The organism is Rhodothermales bacterium, assembly GCA_017643395.1.
Classification (GTDB): Bacteria; Bacteroidota; Rhodothermia; order Rhodothermales; family UBA10348; genus JABDJZ01.
Map to the genome: position 1 here is coordinate 99,679 of JAEPNP010000004.1, position 22,537 is coordinate 122,215.

General features: G+C 63.9%; 14 protein-coding genes. 1 reads left to right on the plus strand and 13 read right to left on the minus strand.

Features of this window, described 5'->3' with window-relative positions; translation table 11 throughout:
- Positions 1-96 precede the first annotated feature (96 nt).
- From JJ896_13100 to JJ896_13145, 10 genes are all read right to left on the minus strand, one after another.
- Positions 97-1,062: a hypothetical protein gene (locus tag JJ896_13100; GenBank protein ID MBO6780583.1), complete on the minus strand. Its 966-nt coding sequence runs from the start codon at positions 1,060-1,062 to the stop codon at positions 97-99.
- Positions 1,043-1,711: a TlpA family protein disulfide reductase gene (locus JJ896_13105; GenBank protein MBO6780584.1), complete on the minus strand. Its 669-nt coding sequence runs from the start codon at positions 1,709-1,711 to the stop codon at positions 1,043-1,045. Before JJ896_13105 ends, JJ896_13100 begins: the two co-directional genes overlap by 20 nt.
- A gap of 1 nt (position 1,712) precedes the next feature.
- Positions 1,713-5,048, minus strand: coding sequence for a PD40 domain-containing protein (locus JJ896_13110; protein ID MBO6780585.1), 3,336 nt, complete (start codon positions 5,046-5,048; stop codon positions 1,713-1,715).
- Complete coding sequence (locus JJ896_13115; protein ID MBO6780586.1) at positions 5,045-8,155, minus strand: hypothetical protein; 3,111 nt, start codon at positions 8,153-8,155, stop codon at positions 5,045-5,047. The genes JJ896_13110 and JJ896_13115 overlap by 4 nt, the downstream gene beginning before the upstream one ends.
- A gap of 59 nt (positions 8,156-8,214) precedes the next feature.
- Positions 8,215-9,396 (minus strand): type IX secretion system outer membrane channel protein PorV, encoded by a 1,182-nt coding sequence (porV, locus tag JJ896_13120; protein ID MBO6780587.1) that lies wholly within the window; start codon positions 9,394-9,396, stop codon positions 8,215-8,217.
- Between the two features lie 83 nt (positions 9,397-9,479).
- Positions 9,480-13,574 (minus strand): type IX secretion system sortase PorU, encoded by a 4,095-nt coding sequence (porU, locus tag JJ896_13125; GenBank protein ID MBO6780588.1) that lies wholly within the window; start codon positions 13,572-13,574, stop codon positions 9,480-9,482.
- 98 nt (positions 13,575-13,672) lie between these two features.
- Entirely contained in the window at positions 13,673-13,930 is a 258-nt protein-coding gene (locus JJ896_13130; GenBank protein MBO6780589.1) for a hypothetical protein, read from the minus strand.
- Between the two features lie 20 nt (positions 13,931-13,950).
- Positions 13,951-15,519, minus strand: coding sequence for a hypothetical protein (locus tag JJ896_13135; protein MBO6780590.1), 1,569 nt, complete (start codon positions 15,517-15,519; stop codon positions 13,951-13,953).
- A gap of 61 nt (positions 15,520-15,580) precedes the next feature.
- On the minus strand, positions 15,581-16,426 hold the full coding sequence (locus JJ896_13140) for an MBL fold metallo-hydrolase (GenBank protein MBO6780591.1): 846 nt from the start codon (positions 16,424-16,426) through the stop codon (positions 15,581-15,583).
- Positions 16,423-17,058, minus strand: coding sequence for an LON peptidase substrate-binding domain-containing protein (locus JJ896_13145; GenBank protein MBO6780592.1), 636 nt, complete (start codon positions 17,056-17,058; stop codon positions 16,423-16,425). The genes JJ896_13140 and JJ896_13145 overlap by 4 nt, the downstream gene beginning before the upstream one ends.
- A 100-nt stretch (positions 17,059-17,158) precedes the next feature.
- On the opposite strand from JJ896_13145, the gene JJ896_13150 reads away from it, so the two are divergent.
- Positions 17,159-18,412, plus strand: coding sequence for a hypothetical protein (locus JJ896_13150; protein MBO6780593.1), 1,254 nt, complete (start codon positions 17,159-17,161; stop codon positions 18,410-18,412).
- A 6-nt stretch (positions 18,413-18,418) separates the two neighbouring features.
- Here JJ896_13150 and nadA read toward each other — a convergent pair whose 3' ends face one another.
- The 3 genes from nadA to JJ896_13165 all read right to left on the minus strand — a co-directional run bounded on the left by nadA (position 18,419) and on the right by JJ896_13165 (position 22,464).
- Positions 18,419-19,408 carry a quinolinate synthase NadA gene (nadA, locus tag JJ896_13155; GenBank protein MBO6780594.1) on the minus strand — a complete coding sequence of 330 codons (990 nt, stop codon included), beginning with the start codon at positions 19,406-19,408 and terminating at the stop codon, positions 18,419-18,421.
- A 96-nt stretch (positions 19,409-19,504) separates the two neighbouring features.
- Entirely contained in the window at positions 19,505-22,132 is a 2,628-nt protein-coding gene (locus JJ896_13160) for an ABC transporter permease (protein MBO6780595.1), read from the minus strand.
- Entirely contained in the window at positions 22,129-22,464 is a 336-nt protein-coding gene (locus tag JJ896_13165; protein MBO6780596.1) for a helix-turn-helix transcriptional regulator, read from the minus strand. Before JJ896_13165 ends, JJ896_13160 begins: the two co-directional genes overlap by 4 nt.
- Positions 22,465-22,537 lie beyond the last annotated feature (73 nt).

Sequence of the window (22,537 nt, forward strand, 5' to 3'; positions counted from 1 at the left end):
GACCGCGGAAACGGGTAGACCGGCCAAGAAACGTTGACGGGCCCCGTGAATCAACCCGTCTCCTTTCGGCGCCGGCGGACAGCACCAGGCGTTCCCTCAGAAGCGCAGGGTCAGCGAAACGCTGGGCTCCGGAGGTCCGTCGGGCACGTACAGCAACGCCATGTTCGCCCCGAGGCGATCGTTGTGCAACTTGGCGGAAACCGCCGCATCGATGGCTGCAACGAGGTGGTTCACCACAAACAGCGTGGACATGCGGGAAGCCGTACGCAACAGATCCTGCGCATGGGCATGATCCTCGGCGTACCGGTAGAAGGTGCTGGACACATTGGGCTTGCTACCCCCGTTTCCGGTCAACTCGGGGTCAATGGCCGCCGTGAAGTTGCCCTCGCCGTCCACCCAAGCGGGATAGTCCGCCCATCCGGGAGCAAACTGGAAGTACTTGCCGATCAGTTCGTAGTACTGTTGCTCACCGAATCCTGGGAGTTGGTGCGAGAAGGTCGCACCAGTTTCGGGGTGGAACACCTGACGCTCGATCGCCTGGATCTGGCGGAAGAAGCTGGTCACGGCAGCACGCTGATCTGCGGACCAGCCGTCCGGATTCGTGAAGTCCACCCCACTCGGGGCCTGGGCGGCGGGTGCGGACACCGCGTGCCCGAAGTCAGCCTGCAGATATGCCACGTAATCGTTCAACCAGCCCGCGTACTGCACCGGATCCCATTGTGCGTGGGCAAAGGCTCGGAAATCATCCTCAGCCGACAGCCCGTCCGAACGCTTCAGCGACCAGACCGTGAACACGGCGGCCTCGAGACCAATCGCGACGGCCGCCTTGATCCAGTTGCGGTTGTACGCCTGACCCGCTCCGGGAGCCAGGGCGGAGAGCCCGAACGCCAGCGGGATGCTGCGCTGATCGGCGCGAATTCCATTCGGGGCGACCGCTTCCGTGGGAGCCAGGAGCCCCGCGCGGATCTCTGCGTGCGATGGCAGCGCCTCCTGCGCCGAACTCGGTGCGGCGGCCAGCGCCCATGCGCCGACGAGGATCAGACTAGATATACGGCTGAACAAATCGCTCGAAGATGTCAAAGCTTCGCTGTCCGAGCAGGTAGCGGCGGACCACGCCTTCCCGGTCAATTACGAAGCTCGTGGGACGAATGTTGAACGCGTCGGAGAACGGCGCGGGAAGGGGTGATCCGGCTTCGACGAATGCCGAAAACGTGCGCAGTTCAAGGAATTCCTCAAAGCCCTGCAGCGTGGCCGGGTCCTCGTCACTGAGGGATAGCACCACGAGATCGTCGGGATACTTGTCCGCCAAGCGATTCAGTTCGGGGATTTCCTGAAGACAGGGTGCGCACCAGGTAGCCCAGAAGTTCAGCAACACCACCTTGCCCTCGAGACTCGCCAGATCCAGCTCATCGCCATCATCCACGCCCCGGAAGGCAAAATTGCCGGCCTCTGTGGACAGCGCCATGTCCACAATTTCCGGCTGCTCGGTGCCTTCTGCGACGAACATGACGGGGTCGTCGCCAGAGCGCTGCAGGGTGACCAGGATCAACGCAATCGAGGACAGGATCAGCAGCGACGACAGCACGGCCCCGGCCCACTCGGTCGGGTCCTGCGGTTTGAAGCCGGGCTTTCGGGAAAGCAATAGCCACAGGAAGACCAATCCAACCGTCAACATGAGGACGGCCGCCGCGAGGATGATGCTCAGGTCCATGTCAGAAGAGGTCGAAACCGAACAGCACGCCGACATGCCACTGCACGCCACCACCGTACTGCACGGTGCTCTGGCCGTCCGGCGTCACGAAGCCGTCGTCCAGTTGAAAGTCAAACGTATCCAGTCCGTACGTACCGCTTACAAAAACGGCCGTCGGCAGGAGATAAAACGAGCCCAGTCCAAGGCGAAGTTCCGCGCCCACATCCTTGCGGATGGACCCCGCCCCGGGGAACGCGCCGCGCCAGGCACTGACGGCGTCCGCGTAGACACGTGCGAACAGCTTGTCCGCGTAGAGGAATCCCATCTGCCGGTCGATGCGAGGCAGCAGCGGGAAGGTGTACGCCATCTGGGCCCACGCCGTACGGTTGCCGCCCAGCGCATAGAATGGATAGCCTCGTGCACCCGTCAAACCACCGATGTAGTCGTCGTAGAAGTCGTTCACTTCACCGCCAAGCACCATGCTGGTGCGTACGCGCGCTGAGATTCCGTGGGGCAACGGCCGCCGAACCAGATGCCTGGCCACTCGCGCATCCAGGGTCAGCCTCGTAATCGCGTCGGAGGTGTAGACCGGCGTGAGAATGCCGTCCTCCACATCGAACTCCTCAAGCAGCCGGCCACGCTCACGTTCGAGCGTAGCCTCCACCTTGATGCCCTCCGGCACCACGTCCATGTGGCGATGCGGCTCGAAGGCCTCGAAGTACGCCTTGAGGCGCACGGACCGGCCGATGAAGTAGCGTGACGAGGTCTCGGGAATGGCCTGCGCCAGCTCTTTCGAGAAAAAGCGCTCTGTGGTCACGCGGTACGGGCTGTATCGCACACCCGCCTCCAGGAGCAGCGCACGGTTGATCTTGCTGCGAGCCGCCAGATCCACCTCCCAGAGGTTGTAGGCAAGATCCGCCAGCGTAGTGTCCGGATAGCAGGCGGTACAGGGAAATTCCTCGATGCTGAGGCCGTTCTCCACATTCCGGCGCACGTTGAAGAGTTCCAGCGACCACTGCGGAGCCCATCGTTTGTCCAGGATGCCCAGGCTTCGCCGCAGTTCGAACTGCAGGAACAGGTCGCGCTCCAACTTGAGCAGCGACGACGGACTGAAGAAGTCCGCAGGCGACTCCGCAGCGCGCGATCCAGGCGCGAGCAGCAGCCCGCCGAACATGGTCAGGCCGTTCATGATCTCCCGGGAAGCCGCGTACGCCCCAATCTTGGTGTTGCGCAGCAGGGTCTCCCCACGCGTGCGATCCTTGATGCGCACGTCCGTCCTGCTCCGCTTGCGGGACACGTATCGGTCCAGCCGCAACACCGGCAGGAAACTGAACGACGTAAAGACGCTCGAATACTCGCTGAGCTCGGCAGCCCGATCCGAATCCGTGGACCAGGCCAGGCCGCTCAGTTCCACTCCAGAGCTGTCTGCCGCCAGATTCAGCGTCTCACGGGCGATGGGGCCCAGATCCGAGTCGTCGTACGAGTTCGCACTTGGCGTGTTGGCCTTGGTCAGCACGCGCGGCGGCGTGTAGGCAGGGGCCGATCCCACCACCTGGGGATTCTCCAGCAACGCGAGGCTGTAGCCGTCCCAATCGTATCGTGCGAAAGCCACCTGACCGCCTGGTGCCACGTCCGGCATGAAGGCTCCGCCAACCACGTTGGTCATGCGTTCCGGTGCCGAAGCGCCGTCTCGCAGTCGATACAGGTTGAAAATCCCGTCCCGATCGGAGGCAAACCAGACGCCGTCGGTCGAGGGCACAGGTGAGCGTTCGTCGGATTCAGTAGCAAGCACCTGCTCAACTGACCCACCCTGAGCCCGCACGCGCGCCAGGTCGTATCCGTGCCTGTCGAGCTGCGAGAAGTACACCCAGGCCCCATCGGCGGAGAACCGCGGTTCGGTGGCCTGCTGCCCGGACGCGAAAGCGGTCAAGGGCGCGACTTCCCCCGAAGCCGGATCCAGCAGCACGATGTTGGTTGTGCCATCTGACTGCCGCACCGCCGCAATCCGGTCACCATCGGGCGACCAGGCCGGATCCGAGAGGCGCTGCTCCCGGGTGATCCGTGTGCTCTTTTCCTCCTCCAGCGAATAGCTGTAGAGGTCGTTGAACAGGCGTCCTTCCGGCGTCTCGCGGGACCGCGTGTAAACCACGCTGCCGCCGTCCGGACTCCAGGTCACCGCGCCGGTGGCGGGGCCGGCCAGACGATGCCCCAGCGCACACACATGACCGGGCGCTACGTCAAAGGCCACTTCAGCGATCTCCTCGCCGGAGGCCACATCCATAATGTGCAGGTATTGGCGAGAGAAGTCCTCGCCCTTGTTGGAGAGCCACGCTATGCGCGAGCCGTCCGGCGAAAAGCGCGGGTACTGGTTGTAGAACCCATCGTCCTCCAGCACGCGACCCGCAACCAGCGTTTCCATGCGCTCCTGCATGGAGGCCGTGTAGTCCGCCTCCAGACTGGAAACCCAGTCCTGCCAGACGTCCCCTCCATCGCGACCGACGGCATCCCGCGCGGCGCGCTCGAAGTTCCAGTTGCTCCACTGCCCGAGACTGCGGGTCACATCCGCCAGCGCCTGCTCGCCATACGTGGCCGCCAGATACTGCGACAGCGCAAAGCCCTGATTGTAGACGGTCTCGCGCTCCAGGCTGGTGTGGGAGTAGAAGCCGCCCATCTCCTCGATGGTCAGGGTCTCCCCCGCAAGCACACGGGTGCGCAGGATCATGTCGCGATGGGCATCCCAGCGGTCGTAGTCCAGACTCGCCCGCTGGTACTGGGCTGTACCCTCGGCCAGCCATGCCGGATTGTTGAGCACGGGTACCGGGTACGAAGCGATCACGTTCGGATAGCCGTACAGCACGTCCGGCCTGCGCACGTCCTCGTAGTCCAGGTACTGGAGGTACACAAACGGCACCCGGCGGCCGGACTTCATGCTGGCCTGCACCTGCACGATATGCGCGAACTCGTGTGTGATCACATTGCGCAGCCACGCGTGTGCGCCGCGCAGGGGCGTATTCAGTGCCGGGGCCCAGATCTCAATCAGGTTGTCGAAAAAGTAGGCTGCGCCGTTGGAGTAGTCCTCAAAGTCCTTGAGCACGATGGAAACCTTCGTGTCCGGCTCCAGGCCGTACAGCTCGGTCATAGGTCCGTAGATCTCCTCGGCGATACGTGCCGTGACCTGGGCAGAGCGCGACGAGCCGCTCCCGTCCGGATCCGCGTGGAAATGCACCAGAAAGTGCTCCGTCTCGATGGTGTACCAGTCGAGATCGGAGCGCACATAGTCGTACAGGTTGGGAGAGACCTGTGCAGCAGCCGGCAGCGCGCTCCAGATGAGCGCCATGAATGCAAAGAACCGCCTCATCGCATCACCGCCACTTTGATCAGCTGGTCCTCGGTCCGGCCATCGGTAGAGGTGGCCCGCACGCGCGCGAAGTAGACGCCGCTTTCGGCGTCGGTGCGCCACTCCAGCTCGGACGGCACTTCGGCCGGGGCCATGTCCAGCTCCAGCGTATCGATCTCGCGGCCAGACGCATCGAGAATGCGCACTGAGATCGCGCAGTCGACGGTCGGAAATACGCGAAATCGCGTCACGCCGTCCCGGATCGGATTCGGCCAATTGTACGTTTCTCCGGGCACGAGCACCGCTTCCGTTTCGAGCAACGTGGTGGTAAACGGGGCGGTTTCGCCGTAGGACGAGTTGCCGAGATTGCCGAGTGCTCGCGGGCCTCGAAGCAGGCCAAATCGGTTTGTGCCGAAGCTCACGATCTGCCCATCGCCACTGAGCACGGCCAGATGCACGCGCTCCGGCGCTTCGTCGTTGAGCCGGAAGGCAGGGCCGGCGCCTGCAGCCGTGCCAACCGAAAGCGGGAATCCGTCCGGCTGCCGGTCTGTCCCGGGCTGGTAGGCGTCCAGCTGCCCATCGCGGGATACGGCAAGAATGGTGATCGCGTCTGCGTCCTCGGCTGATTCCAGAACGATGGGAAATCCGACAATCCCCTGCCGGAGCCGAATCGGGAATCCTCGGGCCACGGCGCCCGTGCGAGAGAACGCCCACAAGTGCCCCTCATCCGGCACCAGGGCGTCAAGAAGCCCGTCATTGTCGACGTCCGCAAGGGCTACGCGACCCGAGATCGGCCCCTCAAACCGGCCGTCCACCCGCACCGAGAAGCTGCGCGAAGTCCCGTCCGGCAGCAACATGCGTAGTGACGACGACTCCGGGTCCGGCACCACGCCCATCAGACCCTCCCGGTCGCTGGCAAATTGTGGCCGGAGCCCCGATTGCGGATTCACGGGCTCAAATGTCCACTGCACCTGATCCTCCAGGTCCCGCACCTCGGAGGTCAGCACACGCAGCTGGCGGGTGGCAGACAACTGGATGATGCCCAGGACCGGCGCGGGTTGTGGCTGCATGCCGTTGCTGGAAAGCACCAAGGGACCCATGGGCCCATCCACGCCTACGGCCAGACCTGTGCCACGGGGACCCACGAAACCCACCACGGGAGTTGTCGCCTCGGTATAGACGCCCGGGCCGAAGGTCGGGCCCTGGATCACGCCGCCGCCCCCGGTCACCCCGCGAAATGCCACGCCCCCGTCCACCGGGCCGAACGCCCAGATGGCATTGCCGGCGATGGCTGGCTCTGCGGCACTGAGCCCTTCGAGCCGACCGATCTCCGTGTTGTCCGCAAACAGGGAAAGCACTCCCTGTCGGGCAGACCACGCGAGCAGGCCGTTCAGCCCGACAAAACGCACCACCGAGGGCCCCACAAAGGAGGATTCGGGCGATGGGACCTGCACCGTACCCAGGGGCACCAGTCCACTCTGGGTCGGTCGCGCAAAAGAAACGGTCATCTCACGCCCGGGGGCACTAAACCCGGACAGCTCCACAAACCCCGGTCCGCCATCGTTGGCCGTAGCGGCAGGCTGTGTATCCGGCCCAAACCGGTTCTGGTACAGACTGACCTCGCGTCCGCTGGAGGTGATGGTGACGACCGGATTGCCTTCGTACCAGAAGTCGAACGGGCTGCCGAGATCGAAACTCGGTCCAAAGAGTCCGCCAACAGGGAATCCGATGTCCTGGGCCCCGTCGGCCTCCTCCAGGTCGACGCCCCGGCGCCCCGCGTCGGCGTTCACACTGTTGTCGGCCAGGTTGGCCGCGATGACGCGCTCGTCGATGTGCCAGATCAGCGCACCCCCAATCAGCGGCACGTTGTCTTCATCCTTCCCGCCCGGCAGCGCAAAATCGTACTGGTCCACAGACACCACCACGCCGCCGGGAAAGCCGCTTACCGTAGCGCTATTGAAGGTCTCATCGCCATTGGGGAAGCGCACCTCGGAAACGACGCCGTCCTTCCAGACCTGCATGCGCACGCCGTCCTGCTCCGGGTCGCGATGCCGGTTCTCGACCAGAAAGTACTCGGCGGGGGAAATGCTGGCCCGAGCCTGATCCGAACCCGAAGGGTCCCCGGCATAGCTGAGCCGAATCGGGAAGCCAGGCACCATCTCTACAGGGTCGGCCCAGCCCAGGTAGTATTTGGTCCAGGCCGTCGGCTCGGGAGGAAAGAGGCCCGAGAAGGCAAAAATTCCCAGGCCGTCCATGAGACCGAACGGACCGATGGCACTCTTGCCGGTCTTCGTGTCGAAGAGATCCGGAACGCCGAGATAGTTGAAGAAACTGGCGGCGAGCAGCCCGTTGACCGAGAACTCGGCCAGGAAGTTCTCTCCCGCCAGGGCATTGAACCCCTGCCGGGTCTCCGTGCGGGGTACGATGATGCCGTGATTCACGGGCACGCCCAGCACACTCGGTCGAGCGCGCGGATCCAGGCGATCCAGGGCGGCCTGGTCAAAGTACAGTGACGGAAGATCCTCCGGGGTTTTGTCCAGCGTGGTGCCGACCAGTTCCAGGTCCCTTCCAACACCGGCGTGGAGGATCAGGAAGGCCGTATTGTCCGCGCTCAGGGCCGGAAGTCCGGCGAACCAGGCCGGATCAGCCATGGACCAGGCTTCGGTGGAAAGTCTGGCCAGTTTGGCCAGTTCCGCGTCCGAGTCCGAATCGGGGCCCGTCGGGCTGTAGTCTCCCATGGTGCCGGAGACACGCACCACGCCCGGCAGCAGCCAGGTATCGACGACAGTCTGGCCGTCCGACACCCGCGCCACGTAGTCTTCCAGGAAGGCGAGGTGGGCCGAGAAATAGCCCTCGTTGTGCGGCAGGGGATCGATGGACGGGGTCATGCCGTCGGTAAACAGGGGGCCGGCGAAGGTCCCATCGCCTGTTGTGAACCGCGTGGTGTCCGGCTGAAACTCCACTCGCAGCGCTACCACGTTGTAGTGCGGCCTGGCGAGGCGGCGGAACGTGGTGCCGGCGGCCGCTCCCGCGGCCTCCACCCCCGCCGCGGCCCGCAGGCGGGCCGTGTCGGGCTGCAGCCGGGCCTGGCCGGAGGCGCCGGACACAAACGCGGTGCTGCTCGCCAAGGCAAGCAGCACCGGGATTGTCAGGCGCCTGAAGAGGGGACGTCGAAGACGCAACGGGCCTACCGGCCGAAGTTGATCAGCAGCGAGAACCGCATTGTATTTGCCAGCGGGGAGTTCTCCTCGAGGGCATAGATGTAGGAGAAGTCGATACCGATGATGTTGTATCGAACGCCGGAGCCCAGCGTCATGAACTTCCGATTCCCGTTGTACGGGTTCTCGTAGAAGTACCCGCCGCGAATGGCAAACAGGTTGTTGTACCAGTACTCGAGACCGGCACCGATGGTCATCTGGTCGAGAACGCCAAGCGTTTCCAGTTCGGCCTGCGACTCATTCAGTGCGTTGGTCTGGACCTCGATCGGGCTCCAGGAACTGAAGATGGCCTTGTAGAAGGGATCCGCCTCCCGGCCGGTGGAATCTGAATCCGAGTAGTGGATGAGGTCCTTGTTGAAGTCCGTCACCAGGGTCAGCGAGTTGTACTCGTCGAAGTCCATGGTGAACGCGTAACCGAGGCGCAGATTGGTCGGGATGGGGTCCGCTTGATCGTTGTCCGAATACTGGATCTTCGGGCCCATGTTGGCCAGGTTGAAGCCGAGAGACAGCTGACCTTTGGTGCTGCCCATGTTGAACTTGCGCGTCCTGTAGAGACCTGCGAGGTCGAACGACGTGGATACGCCGGCCTTGGTCTCCTGTGCACCTACCACCTGCCCGGGGGCGAGGTTGGAGTAGATGAAGCGCAGGCTCGTACCGAGGCCAAATCGCTCGGTGAGCTTCACGCCGTACGACGCGCCCAGCGCCAGGTCATACGACTTGAACGTGCCGGTCGGGTTGTTCTGCGCATCACGACCCTCATGCTCCCCAAGGAACAGGTAGGTCAGATGGGCGCCGAACGTGCCCCAACCCGGGACATGATGTTTGGCGGTCAGGTACTCGTAGAACAGACCGGCATTGAACTCCGGCAGCCAGTTCGAGTGCGTGATCGCGGCTTCGGTGCCTTCCTGGAAGGCAAGTCCGGCCGGATTCCAGAAAATTGCGCTGGCGTTGTCAGCGAGTGCGACGCCCGCGTTACCCATACCCGCGGCACGGGAGTCAGGCTCGATTTTCAAGAAGACCACCGCGGATCCGCCCACCTGGGCAGCAGCGGTGCCGGCAAGAACTCCGGCTGAAAGCACGAGGGCTACAGCAAGCAGCGTCAGGCGCACCGGAAAGGGGCGTTTGGCTGCTGTATGCTTCAAAAAGGACATGTCGTTCGGATCGACTGGTTGTTCACGTGGCCGAGGCGATCAGGGTCGCCTGTTCGTATCAAGCTCGATGCGTTTCCTCTCTCTTAGCGAATTACGGCCAGTTTCTCGACGACTTCGGAGGTCTGGGTCGTTCCGTCGGGTTGATCCACTTCCACGCGTAACTGGTAGAGGTAGATCCCCGTCGCAATGCGATCCAGGTCGTCGTCCATTCCGTCCCACAAGATCTGTACCGGTCCCGAGTTGAGAACACCGCCCGGCAAGGCGGTTTCTTCGGCGATTGTCTTGATGGGCGTACCGTTCAGGGTAAAAATCCGAACCCGAACCCGAGCAGGCGTGCCTGGCGCCTGGTTGTGTTCAAACACAAACCGCGTACGGCGGCTCATGGGGTTGGGATAGTTATACACGTTGGCGAGGCGCAGTACCTCATCCTGCCGAACCACAAAGTCGAGTTCGGCCGTTGCGGAATTGTTGAGTACGTCCCAGGCACGCACTGAAAGGCGGCCCGGACCTTCGCCCTCAAGCTCGAGCGGCCAGCGGATCTCGCCCTCCTGGTACGAATCCGGAGCACTCTCAAATGCCGCGCTGATGTCTTCGGCACCGGACTCGTCTCCGTTGACGACCAGCAGTACTTCGTGCCCTACTCCGGCCCCGACGGTATTGATGCCGCTTTCGTCGTAGAGCCTGACGATCAGTTCGGTGTCTGCCGGCGTCGTGGAGCCGGCCGTAAACGTCGTGTCGTTCAGGAACAGGCGCATGGAAGGCCCGGCCGCGTCATTTGGCGGGTTGTCCGATGTGCCCCCGACCAGCAGGCGCTCCGTAAAGCCGATGCCGTGTTCGGTGGCCGACCGCGCGTAGGTGGAAATGCGACCGGCAAGATTGCTGTACGAGATGTCCTTCGGCACCACAAACGTGGCGCTCCATCGGCCTTGCGTGGCAGTCACCTGACCGCGCCAGATCAGGTCCTCGCGGATCTCGTAGTACGGGCGCGGCATGCGGCGCTGCTTGACGAGCGGCACGTTGCGTTCGGCATCGAACACCGTTACCTGCACTAAACCGTCAAACGTGGGGTCCGGCGCGCCGAAAGCGTCGAGCACCGACCCTTCCACGGTCACCCGGTCCAGAGCGCGCAGACGCCCGTCGGTTGTGGCCAGCTCCGTACCGTTCAGTCGCTCCACAGCCACCTGCCGCGTCGGCAGGCCCAGGCGCATGGAGGGGTCACCAAGCAGGTTGAACTTGCGGCTGTTGCCCTGGAGGCCGACCGGCGTGTTCTTGGTCAGCTGGAGCGCATCGCCCAGTCGCCTCGGCAGTCCATCCTCGGCCTCTCGGAAGAGTTCGATGTTGAGGGCGCGGTTCAGGCCCGCGTTCAGCGATGTGGTATCTCCGCTGGTGTAGACCAGGCGCACCGTGGTAAGCAGCGCCACGGCGCCACCCTCAGGATTCAGCAGCAGCGCCTCAGCCCCTGACTGGTCGTTCTGCAAGTCCCACCAACCAAACGAGCACGTGGCGGTCACGAAAACGGCCAGCTTGTCCTTGTTGGTCAGGGCGATTGCGTCTTCCTTGGTGAAGATCTCTTCCTGCGCCAGGCCCTCCGGCCCGCCGTGGCCACTGTAGTTGAACAGGAGCGTGCCGCGGTTGAGCGCAGCGTTGATCTCCTCCTTGGCGTCCGGAATCCGGAAACCATTCAGAAAGACGCGGTCGAAGCTCTCCGCATACACCTTGCGCACGTTGATCTCTGGATAGAGCCCCCCGCGAATGAGTTCGGCTACCTGATCCACGTTCTGCACGTGCAGGTCGGCATCGTCCTGCTGACCAGTCTGTCCGGTCGGTCCGTCATCTGCCACGAATACGTACTCAGTGCGCCAGGATCCGAACGTTTCCGGGGACTCATAGCGGCGGATTTTGTCAACCAGCATGCGGGCTTCGGCCAGCGATTGCGCCGGCAGTCGACCCACGCCGATGTCCACGCGCTCGAACGACGAGGCGAAGTACGTGGTGTATCGCCAGATCCCCTCGTTCGGCGACAGCAGGCCGAAGTAGTCGTCACTGGAGTATGTGGCGTCCGTATTCAACGACTCCTCCGTCTCAAACGGGAAGACCCAGTTCTCCAGCGACCCCTCACGGGTCGCCAGACCACGGAAGTCGTAGTGTCCGTCACCAAACAGCAGGCCGTAGCGCAGCGTCTGGTCCTCGGTTGGTCCGCGGTCATACAGGAAACGGAAATAGTCCCGCACCGCCCGCATGTCCGGGATGCCTCCGGAAAACTCGTTGTAAATGTGGGCCGTCTGAGCAACGACCACCTCCAGCCCGTCCGCACGACGCATCTCCGCCAGCTCTTCGGCCGCCTCGAGGAATTCGGGAGGGGTCACGATGGCCAGGCCCGGGAATCCGGTAAGTCCGTGCAGATTCTGATTGGGCACGCCGGCGATCAGTTCGGCCTGCAGTGGACGCGCCGCGGACTCCACAAACGCGACCAATTCGCGTGGCCGCTCGCCCTCGGACCGATCGATGCGCACGTGGTTGACGCCCACAAAATCCTCCTGGCCGAGCTCTCGGATAAGGCGGGGATCGGTCACATCCCAGATGAACGGACGACCCGAAAAGCCCGAGAACTCCAGCACATGGGGCCCGGTGACATCGTCCGGTGCGGCGACTCGCAGGTAGCCGGTGCTGCCATCGAGCGCCTGCGGATAGAACGCCTGCACGTAGTCAATGGCGGCCTGCGGCTCGTTGATCTGATCCAACAGGCGCACCGTCAGGTCCAGAGCCCTCCCGGCTGACAGCGAGTGCGTGAACGTAGTCGTGGCCGGCGAAGCGGCGGGCTGCTCCGAGCGGTCCACAATAATGGAGGGAGCCAGCTGCTGCGCGATGACCTGGCCCCCGGACTCATAGTTGAGCATCGCTCGCGGATTGGACGCTATCGCCGAGCGTGCGCGATACACGACCTCTCCCGCTTGCAGGCCCGGAGGCGTCACGTTGTCCAGCAGCCGACGGGTCCCCTGCGCCCGAATGGCGTTGCTCATCCAGTCAGAACCGGATTCGTGGTCCCTGCTCCAGATCTGCTCCTCAAAATCGACGACGTGACGACCCGTGACTGAGGAAAGCACCGGCATGTTGCCGGCGGATACGAACGGAGCCGTGCTGATGCGGGCACCAGGACCGGAGCCGACTTTCAGGAAATAGGCATTCTCGACAGAGTATGGATGCACCGTGTGCTGCCATCCGGAGGCATCCCAGGACCAGGAAATCGGACCGGCGGCATAAAACAGGAGCACATCGCCCGAATCGAACCGGCCGTCCCCTCCGCCGCGCACCAGTACCGGATTTTCGGCCAGATCCGCAATGCGGGGATCGCTGTTCAGGGCCGGCACCGGTGCGCCTCCATTGCCGAAGATCTGCAGGTTGTTCGGCTCGATCTGATCCGGGTTGAGTCCGATCGCCGAAAGCAGGGCACGATCGATGCGGTAGATGCCCTCCTCCGTGATCGGGATGCGATAGACCGTGCCATCGGCCAGTACGCTGCGGGTGATCTGCAGATGAGGATTCGAGATGCCGCCCGTGACCCGCGCGGACGGTTGCTGCACGCCCGTTACGCGAATGGCGAGCGAATGGTAGCGACGTACGGTTCCGGTGCCAGGGTCATAGGTCGCGGCCGGTCCGATCACGGACGCCACGGCACGCTTGCGATACATGCCCGGGGCCTCGACACGCGCTTCGGTGGAAGGACCTGCAAGAGCCTCGGGGCCCGCAGGGAGCCGGATCTCGTCGAATCCCGCTCCGGTCACGCGCACGGATGGCGGCGTCAGCGACGGCAGATCCACGAGCTCCGTGACCTCCAGCATGCCCCCGGCGATGCGCGCCAGATCATGCCGTCCCATCACCTGGACCTCGAGCGAATCCACCGTCTCGCGCAGCGTGCGCGGCCAGGTCATGGAAAACCGCACCTCCAGTTCGGAATCCGACAGCCAGACCACTTCCGACGAGGCCTGCTGGGCCTGCGCCGGAATCGGGGCCATGGCCCACAGGGCTACCAGAAAAAAAACGGCCGTACGCAGCACGAGACGGATCGGGAGGTTGAGGTCCAGACGTAGTTCGGCGGGCTTCCGGAGACCCGGGCTGCCGAAATTCGTATCCGTTCGTGCTATAGGCTGCTGGTTCGTAGCGATGACGCTGGCGGGCATCAGATAATACGCGCGATTCCTGCTGGTTCGGGATTCAACGCGGCCGGTTCTAGCAGAGGCTGCGCGGTTGGTTCCTCCGTTCAGGCGAACGGATGCGCTCATTCAGGGCCGTTCTCCAATCGCTCGTCGATCAGTCGGCGGATGGTCATCAAATGCTGCATGGGCTGATGAAATCCGGCCAATGCTGCGTGGGCGTCGTCGATGGAGTCCAGCAGTTCCTCGGGCGGTGCTCCGGCCTTGCGGAGCTCGGCGATGAGCTCGAGGTTTCCCTGCACGATGGCGAGCGGATTGCTGATGTCGTGGTATGCGCGGCCCAGTTCGGCTTTCACGCGGCGCAGGAATTCGGAGTCAGTCACGGATCAGGTGTTCGTTGCCGTCAATCTACGTGCAAGCCTTCGTCCGTTTCCGTCTCCTCCCCGGTTTCACTCGGCTGCGTTTCTGCCGTCCGGTTGCGAAACAGATACCGTCGGCGTGCGAGCGATACGCGGCGCGCCGGCCGGTCTGGATCAGGCATGGGCGAGGCGATACCAAACAGGGCTCCGCCGACCACGCGGCCCTGGTGACGCAGTTCGCGTGCTGTCCAACGCACGCGATATACGCTCCCTTCGGCGGAAGCGCACTCTATCTCCAGGGGCTCCAGCTCGGGACGCGCATCCATCCAATCGTGGAACGCCTCCTGCGCCGAGGCCGTCGAGAACAGATGATCCACGGCCGATCTGAGATCCGGCACCTCATCGAGGCCCGCGCGACAGAAGCGCTCGGCAGCTGCGTTCCAGACCAGGGTCCGGGTATTGCCGTCGAAGGCGATGATAATCTCCTGGGCGCCCTGCAGCAGTTGCTGTTCCAACCCCTCCGCCTCGCGATCGATGGCCGTCGAATCTCCGGCGTCGTTGACGGCCTCGATGTGCGCCATGTAGGCGGGCACACCACGGAACGCTACCGCGCGGATCGAGGCCCGCATGGCAGGACGCTCGCCGTCTGCCTCGCTGACAGGCAAGTTGTCGAAGGTGACACCACGGGTCCGGGACTTCTCGGCAGCCGTGTGAACGCGGGCCAGCGGGAGTTCCGGCAGCAGGTCCTCGACGGAGCGCCCCACCTGCGACTCGGGACCAAGGCGCTGCCTGAGCAGGGGTCCGGCATACAGCAGCGCACCGTCATAGGAGGCCAGGTAGGCAATTCCGGGCAGCAGTTCCACGGCAAGGCTGAATCGGCTCTCGGCCTCGTTGGCGCGGATGGCTCGCTCCTGCATGCGCTCGACGAGCTGCAGCACCATGCCTGCGGGCCCAAACCCGTCCATGGCGGGCCGCAGCCGCGCCAGGGATGCGGGCGCGGAGACTTCACCCCGCAGCGCCCGGCTGGCCACGAGATCGGAGACATCGAGCGCTCTGCCCACCGTTCGGCGAATCACCGCTATCACGGTGCCGGCCACGATCAGCCAGATCGTGAGACTGAAGAGCAGCAGCGCGGCAATGCGGGCCGTTGCAGAAAAAATGGGACTGTCCAGATCGGCGATGGCCATGGCCCACGCCCCACGCTCGATGTCGTGGTAGGCCACCTGAACATACCTGCGCCCGCCCCAGGTCTGGCTACGCCTGACACGTCGCTGATCCGTCGGCAAGTCTTGCCACCAGATGTCGTCCACCAGGCCGTTTACTTCCGCCCCCCGGTTGGACGCCAGGATGCGACCTGTGGCCGAGACAATCCACAGCCGGTCGGCCTCCACCCACTCTGCCGTGCGCGTGAGCACGCCGCTGGCTGGAGGCTCGGACATGGCCAGCGCCTGCACCATGCCGTCCATACGGTCATAGGCCAGCTCGCCGGCGGTTCTGTTGGCCAGAATGACCAGGTAAACGGTCACCAGTATCTGGATGACCGACAGGGGAATCAGGAGGGCGCGAACGAGTCTGGAGGAGGGGCGGTTCAGCAGTCGGGTGAGACGAGACACAGGCCTTGGGGACTTCGATGGCGGGGGTGTCCTTCTCCGATCAAACACTATGCCGCCGGGCTCAGCCCGCCTCCACGAGATCGTCGAGCTGGGGCTTGCGGCCACCCTGCGTCACAACTCCGCTTTCGACAAACGGGTCGTGCTCGAAGAACAGGCGCCACCCGCCTTCCGCCGCACGAGCCAGAAACTGCTCCTTTTCGCTGATCGTGACCATGGGTCGGATGTCGTAGGCCATGCCCCATACCGGCGGGAGATGCGCGGAAGTCGGGATGAGGTCCGCTACGTAGACCAGGTGTTCATCCCCTGCTCCATCGATGTGCACAATCTGCTGCGCCTCGGTATGTCCGTTCACGGCCTCGACGGAGATGCCGGGAAACAGATCGACATTGCCGTCGAGCAGGTTGAGCTGCCCTTCTGCTTCCAGCGGTAGCAGGTTTTCCGGAAGGAACGACGCCTGCTCCCGGGAATTGCCGGCCTGGGCCCACTCCCAGTGTGCACGCTGCACATGATGCACGGCGCGGTCGAAAATCACGCGGGACGCCCCGTCCCTGAACGTTGTCGCCCCGCCGCAGTGGTCAAAGTGCAGGTGGGTCAGCACTACATCGGTGACGTCCGAAGGCGCAACGCCCATCGCCCGTAATCCGTCAACGAGCGACGGGCCCTGCTCCATCGCGTAGATGCCGCGGTGCTTGGCGTCAAACTTGTCTCCGATGCCCACATCGATGAGGATCAGCCGACCCTCCCCCTGCAGAAGCAGGCAGCGCGTGGACAGCGGAATGCGCCCGGCATCATCCGGCTGCGTTTTCCTGCTCCAGAGAGGTCGGGGAACGATGCCGAACATGGCGCCGCCGTCCAGGCCGAATCGGCCGGCCTCCACGGCACGCGCCTCATAGCTGGGTGCACTCATGCGTCGGGGGGAAAGTCTGGAAAATGTCCGTTTGAGGAGATCTTTCGACGCAGTGTTTCTGCCTCTTCCACGCGCGGAATGAACTCCGACATGTGCTTGATGAGGAAGGCAATGCGAGCCTCCTCATCCCCGAGTTCGAGCATCACCTGTTTCTGATCCAGCGACAGGCCCGCATTCAGAGCAATGAAGAACGAGAGCTCTGCGCGGTTCTGATATACGCTCGGGGAGGGCGTGCGGCCAGCCAGCTCGAGCAATTTGATGTGCTGGGTGATGACGCGCTCCCGGCCCGGCAGGTCCTCTGGTGGTGTGCGCTCAACGACCGGCTCGGCATCTGCCTGGAGATAGGACCGCTGCCGATTGATGTCCAGGACACGAAATCTGCCCTCGCCCGCGACCACAATATCCATGCGACCGTCTTCGTAGCGTCGAACAACCTCCCTGATGCGCGCCGTGCAACCGATTCGGGACATCTTGCCCTCCTGGAAGAGCACAATGCCGAAAGCGCTCTCGGCCTTCAGACAATCGCGCACCAGGTCCCGATACCGCTGCTCAAATATGTGCAGCGGAAGCAGCTCGTTCGGATAGAGCACCAGACCGAGCGGAAAGAGTGGAATCAGCTGGGAGGAGGTCATCGTCGGAAGAACGAATCGCAGACGCAGTTGGGTCCCCCGGGGCAGGAGCAGGTGGCTATCTTCCGGGATCCGGGTCTGCCCTCTCATAGCGCTCCTGCTCTTGCTGCTGCGGCCACCTGCCGGACAGGCTCAGTCCCATCTGTTCGGCAGTCTCGACGATCCGCTTGAGGTGCCGGCGGCAGCGTGGTGGGCACGCACATCACATGCCGAGGCGTTGTCCGGGCTTTCGCTGGTAGGTGCCCAGTGGCGTAGCGCCGCACGGCTGCGCGCCCGACTCGTTTCGCGCAGAGCTGCGGCTGAGATTGATGGTTCTTTTCGCGCCGGCATATACGGACGCTATGCGCCCGAAACGGACGAGCCATACGATGCCCTGCGCGCTTTGTCGTATGCGCGGGTGCAGACGGAAGGCGCCTATCTGAGGGCCGGCACGCCGACTCGAACCCGGATGGGATCGGGCCTGCTTGTCGACTTCTATCATGGAGGCGCCGCGTGGGACGAGCGGTCTGTGGGTCTGGAAGCCGCGCTCAGCGGGCGCCTGCTGGGGATTCGGGCGATGGCCTCTGATGCGCGCCTGGACGCGCTCGTATCCGGCCGCGCCGAGCTGTATCTGGGGCGGGTCACCCTGGGAGCGGGACTGACGGCGGATCGCCGGCTTTCGCTGGACGCGGAGAACGCGCCGACGGCGCGAGAGGCAGACCTGCGAGTGATCGCCGCGCGCTCCGGCGGGTTCACCCTGGAGCCGTTCGTCTCCGCTGCGGAGTTTCTGCGCTACGGGCGCGGGATGATGGTGGGTGCCGATCTGGGCACCCGGAATTTCATCGATCTGGCCCGATTCCACGTCCGCCTTGCGCTTCAGTACGCCGAGGACCGGTTTATCCCGGGTTACTTCGGCAGCTTCTATGAGGTGCACAACCCTCTGGCAGTGATCGCGTCGGGAGAAGGTATCGGCGAAACGGAAGGCGTGGCCCTGGCTGATGCCGCGGCTGCCACCTACCTGCTGTCGGAGCTCCGACTGATGTTCTTCGAGCGGTTCGAGCTGTGGTACGCCTTCAGGCGGCACTACGGCGCAGCGCAGCGGTCCACATTTCATCTCCGGGTGTTTCTGCGCAGTGAGCGCCTGCTCTTTGCGTACGGCGAGGACCGCGGTGGGCTGCGCAGCGTCTTTTCCCTGCTTGATGACGTCGGCCTCCAGTCCGTGATGTCCTTCCGCGTGGACTACCGTCTCACGGGCCCGCTCTGGATGCGCGTGGATGCACGGTACGGGTACACGCCGCTGTTCGAGTCCGAGGGCGTAACGCGCTACTCGGTGCAGCGGCGATTCGAGCCTTACGTGGGCCTGCGAGCCACGTTTTAGGCGATCCTAGCGAATGGCCGCGCTCATCTCCAGCATGCGCTCGATAGGAGCCAATGCACGGAGGCGCAACTCTTCATCCATGGTGATCTCCGGAGCCTCGTGCTCCAGGCAGAGGTAGAGCTTCTCGATCGTGTTGAGCCGCATGTGCGGGCACTGATTGCAGGAGCAGCCACTCTCCGGCGGTGCCGCGATAAAGGTCTTGGAAGGATTGTCCTTCCGCATCTGGTGCAGAATGCCTTCTTCGGTCGCCACGATAAAGGCCTCGTGGGCATCCTCGGTGGCAAATCGCCTGATCTGGGAGGTCGAACCCACAAAGTCGGCGTGGCGCAGCACTTCGGGCTCACATTCCGGATGGGCCAGCACGGGAGCATCGGGGTAGCGCACCTTCAGGCGCACCAGCTTCTGCTCGGAGAACGTCTGGTGCACAATGCACACGCCGTCCCAGAGCACCATGTCCCGACCGGTCTGTTTGATCAGGAAGCGCCCCAGATTGCGGTCGGGCGCGAAAATGATGCCCTGATCCTCCGGAATCTGGCGAATGATGTGCTCCGCGTTCGAGGACGTGCAGATGATGTCGCTGAGGGCCTTGGTCGCAGCCGTGCAGTTGATGTATGAGACCACAATGTGGTCGGGGTGCTGCGCCTTGAACGCCGCGAATTCGTCGGCAGGACAGGCATCGGCAAGCGAACATCCAGCATTCAGGTCCGGCAGCAGCACCTTCTTCTCCGGGCTCAGAATCTTGGCCGTCTCGGCCATGAAGTGAACCCCCGCAAAGACAATGATGTCCGCGTCCGTGCCGGCCGCCTGTCGGGACAAACCCAGCGAATCCCCGATATAGTCGGCGATGTCCTGGATGGCCGGCTCCTGGTAGTAGTGGGCCAGCAGGATGGCGTTCTTTTGGCGCTTCAGACGCTCGATCTCCTCGAACAGATCGAGGGACCGGTCTACCGGACGGTTGACGTAACCGATGGCGGGGTCCAGAACGGGTAGCTCCATGGGGGGGGGCTGAATGGTGCGTTGGCGATACTGCCGGCCGGGTGTGGCGTTCCGCGGAGTTCACGTGCAGGCTGCCCCCCCCCGGGGATCCCCGCCCTACTCGCTCCGCAGCGTGCGCACCGGATCCAGCCGCGCCGCCAGCAAGGCTTGCCCGGCCACGGTAGCCAATGCGACGATCAGCGCACCCGCGCCCGCGGCCACAAAGAACCAGGGTGACAGCGAAATCCGATATGCGAATGTGTCGAGCCACCGAGCCATGGGCAGCCAGGCGAGCGGGACGGCCAGTACCAGCCCGACGGCCAGCTGCAGGCTGTACTCTCTGGAGAGCAGTCCCACGATGCCGACCGAGCTGGCACCCAGCACTTTTCGGATTCCGATTTCGCGGGTGCGGCGGGCTGCCGAATGGGCGGCCAGCCCAAACAGGCCCAGGCATGCCACGAGTATCGCCAGCACAGCAAACACTCCAATGATGGCCCTCAGCGTGTCTTCCCTGCGATAGAGCGCCTCAATCTCTCCCTGCACAAACGAATACGAGAGATACTCTCCCGGCAACAGTTCGGTCATGGCCTGGCGCGCCGATGCGAGCAGATGCTGTCGGTCGTCGCCCGCAAATCGCAGCAACACGTTGCCCCCCTGACCCGGCCGGAGCGGAATAACAAGCGGCTCCACCTCGGCGTGCAGGGACGCAAAATTGAAGTTTCTCACCACGCCCACCACGGGGGCCTGGTAGTTACCCCAGATCAGCTCCTGCCCGACGATTTGGTTGCCCCCCAGCAGAGCTGCGGCGGATTCGTTCAACACCCAGGCGGCCGTATCCCTCGGGGCCGAGTCGCGAAAGCTCCTGCCCGCGACGAACTGCAAACCCAACGCCTCCGGGTACGCATGGTCGGCCCGCCAGGCCACTCGCATCAGGTGCGACTCATCGGAGCCACGGAGCCGCATGGGCTCGATGCTGTACCTGCTTCCCGGCGTATCAGAAGCCTGCGATACAGCCAGGATACCCGGAATCTGCTCCAGGCGGTCCCGAAATACTTCGGGGCCCTCCGTCATCGCTCTGGCCCCCGGCGTGGACAGGCCGATTCGCAGCACGTGCTCCTGATCAAAGCCAAGTTCAGCCGTTCGCAGATACGAAAGTTGACTCCAGACGACCGCTGAGCTGACAAGCAGGGTGACGCAGAGCGCGAACTGAACCGTTACCAGGGTTTTGCGCAGCGCCGTGCCGCCGACCGGTGTTGCGCCCTTACCCGCGGCCCTGGCCGGACGAAACCGGGCGAGCACCAGCGCTGGATAGGCGCCCGCCAACAACCCTACCAGCAGCGAGACACCCGCCAGGGTCAGAATGACCGGGGCTGCGAGCAGCGACTCAATGGGTACGGAGATGCCGGAGACCTGCTGAAACAGCGGCAGGACCGCCAGCGACAGTAGCACGGAGACCAGGAACGCGGCCAGCGCGAACAAGGCGCTTTCGATCAGAAACTGCCGCACCAGTTGCACCCTTCCGGCTCCGAAAGTTTTTCGTACGCCGATCTCCATGCGACGCAGGGCGGCCTTTGCCGTGGCAAGGTTTACAAAATTGAAGGCAGCGATCAAAAGCACCAGAACCGCCACCAGACTGAAGGTGCGCACGTAGCGCATGTCGCTCCCTGCCAGGTACTCCTTCTCAAGCCCCCGGGCCAGGTGGATATCCGGCACCGGCTGCAGGACCAGGCTGGCCGACTCGGAGGGTCGGCCCTCTCCCACGCCTTCGAAAAACCGATCGATGAAGGCCGGCAGGGCGGCTTCAAGCACGGGCAGATCCCCCGCCTCCTGCAGCCGGACATAGGTCAGAAACGCGGACCAGGTGCGCGCAGAGGCCAGCCACTCCTCGTTCCCCCGGTAGAACGTGGACATGGCCATCACCAACTCGACCGGCATGTGCGTGGTGGGCCGGGAATCCTCGATGACGGCGGAGATGCGAGCCGGCGGAAACCCTGCGAGGGGTAGATCCTCCCCAACCACATCCGTTCGGCCGAAGGCGGCCATCGCCACGCTCCGACTGATGACGGCTTCGCCGAACTCATCCAGGGCAGTGCTCGGGTCTCCGGCAACGAACTGGTGGGAGAACATCTCGAAGTAGTCCGCATCCGCGAAGCCCGCCAGGCGCACCTCAACCTGGCTGCCCGGCGGGCCGACAACGGCTGGCGATTCCGTCGGAAAGAACCGGACCATGGTTTCAATCTGGGGAAACTCGGCCTGCAGGGCCTCCCCCACAGGCGGGCCGATGGGTGCCCAGTGCCGGTCATTGCTTTCAAAACGAGCGGTGACGCGGTACATGGCGTCGGCACGCTCGTGATGTCGGTCATAAGCCAGTTCGTGGCGCACGTAAAGGCCGATGAACTGGGCGCAGACCAACCCGACGGCCAGGCCGCCCGCGTTCAGGAAGGCAAATCCGGCGCGCTTGCGCATTAGCCTGCCTGCAAACACAAACTCATAGCGCATCAGGGCTGCCTGGGCCGACACCCGCTGGCTCAGGGAACGGCGGCTGCGCCGCCAGAAGCGGGGCCTCATGCAGATGGAGAGCACGTCCCGTACATAGGCGCGCGTCGCCGCGGAACGCCCGGTCCGGTCAAGGCGAATGGCAAACAACTCTTCCAGTTCGTCCGCCATTTCGGCGGCGCGGTCACCGGCAACAATGGCCTCGAGCAGCCACCGGGCCCAGCCGGGAGGTCTCTCAGAGCGTTTCATAGGCTGTACCCAAGTCTGCCTGCCATCTCGGGCGTTAGCCGCGCCACGAGCCCTTCCCTGCTCGCCCGTGTTGTCGACAGCGCCGCCAGCCCCGTTCCGGTGGGCTCGTAAAACCGGCGAGCCTTGCCGCCGGGCCGGCCGAGAGACGGCCCCATGCGGCTTCTGAGCAGCCCCTTCTTCTCAAGGCGATCCAGCGTGGCATAGACCGATCCCATGGATGCCTCCCGTTTGCCGCGCTCCGTGATTTCCTGCTGGATGGGGACTGCATATGCCCCGTCACGCAGGCCGCACACCGCCAGCAGTACCAGTTCCTCAAACGCACCCAGGGTCATGGCAGACTATATTTTCGTGTTTGTAAGGAATACAGAGACAAGACGTGCTGGTAACACAAAGGTTACACCGGCA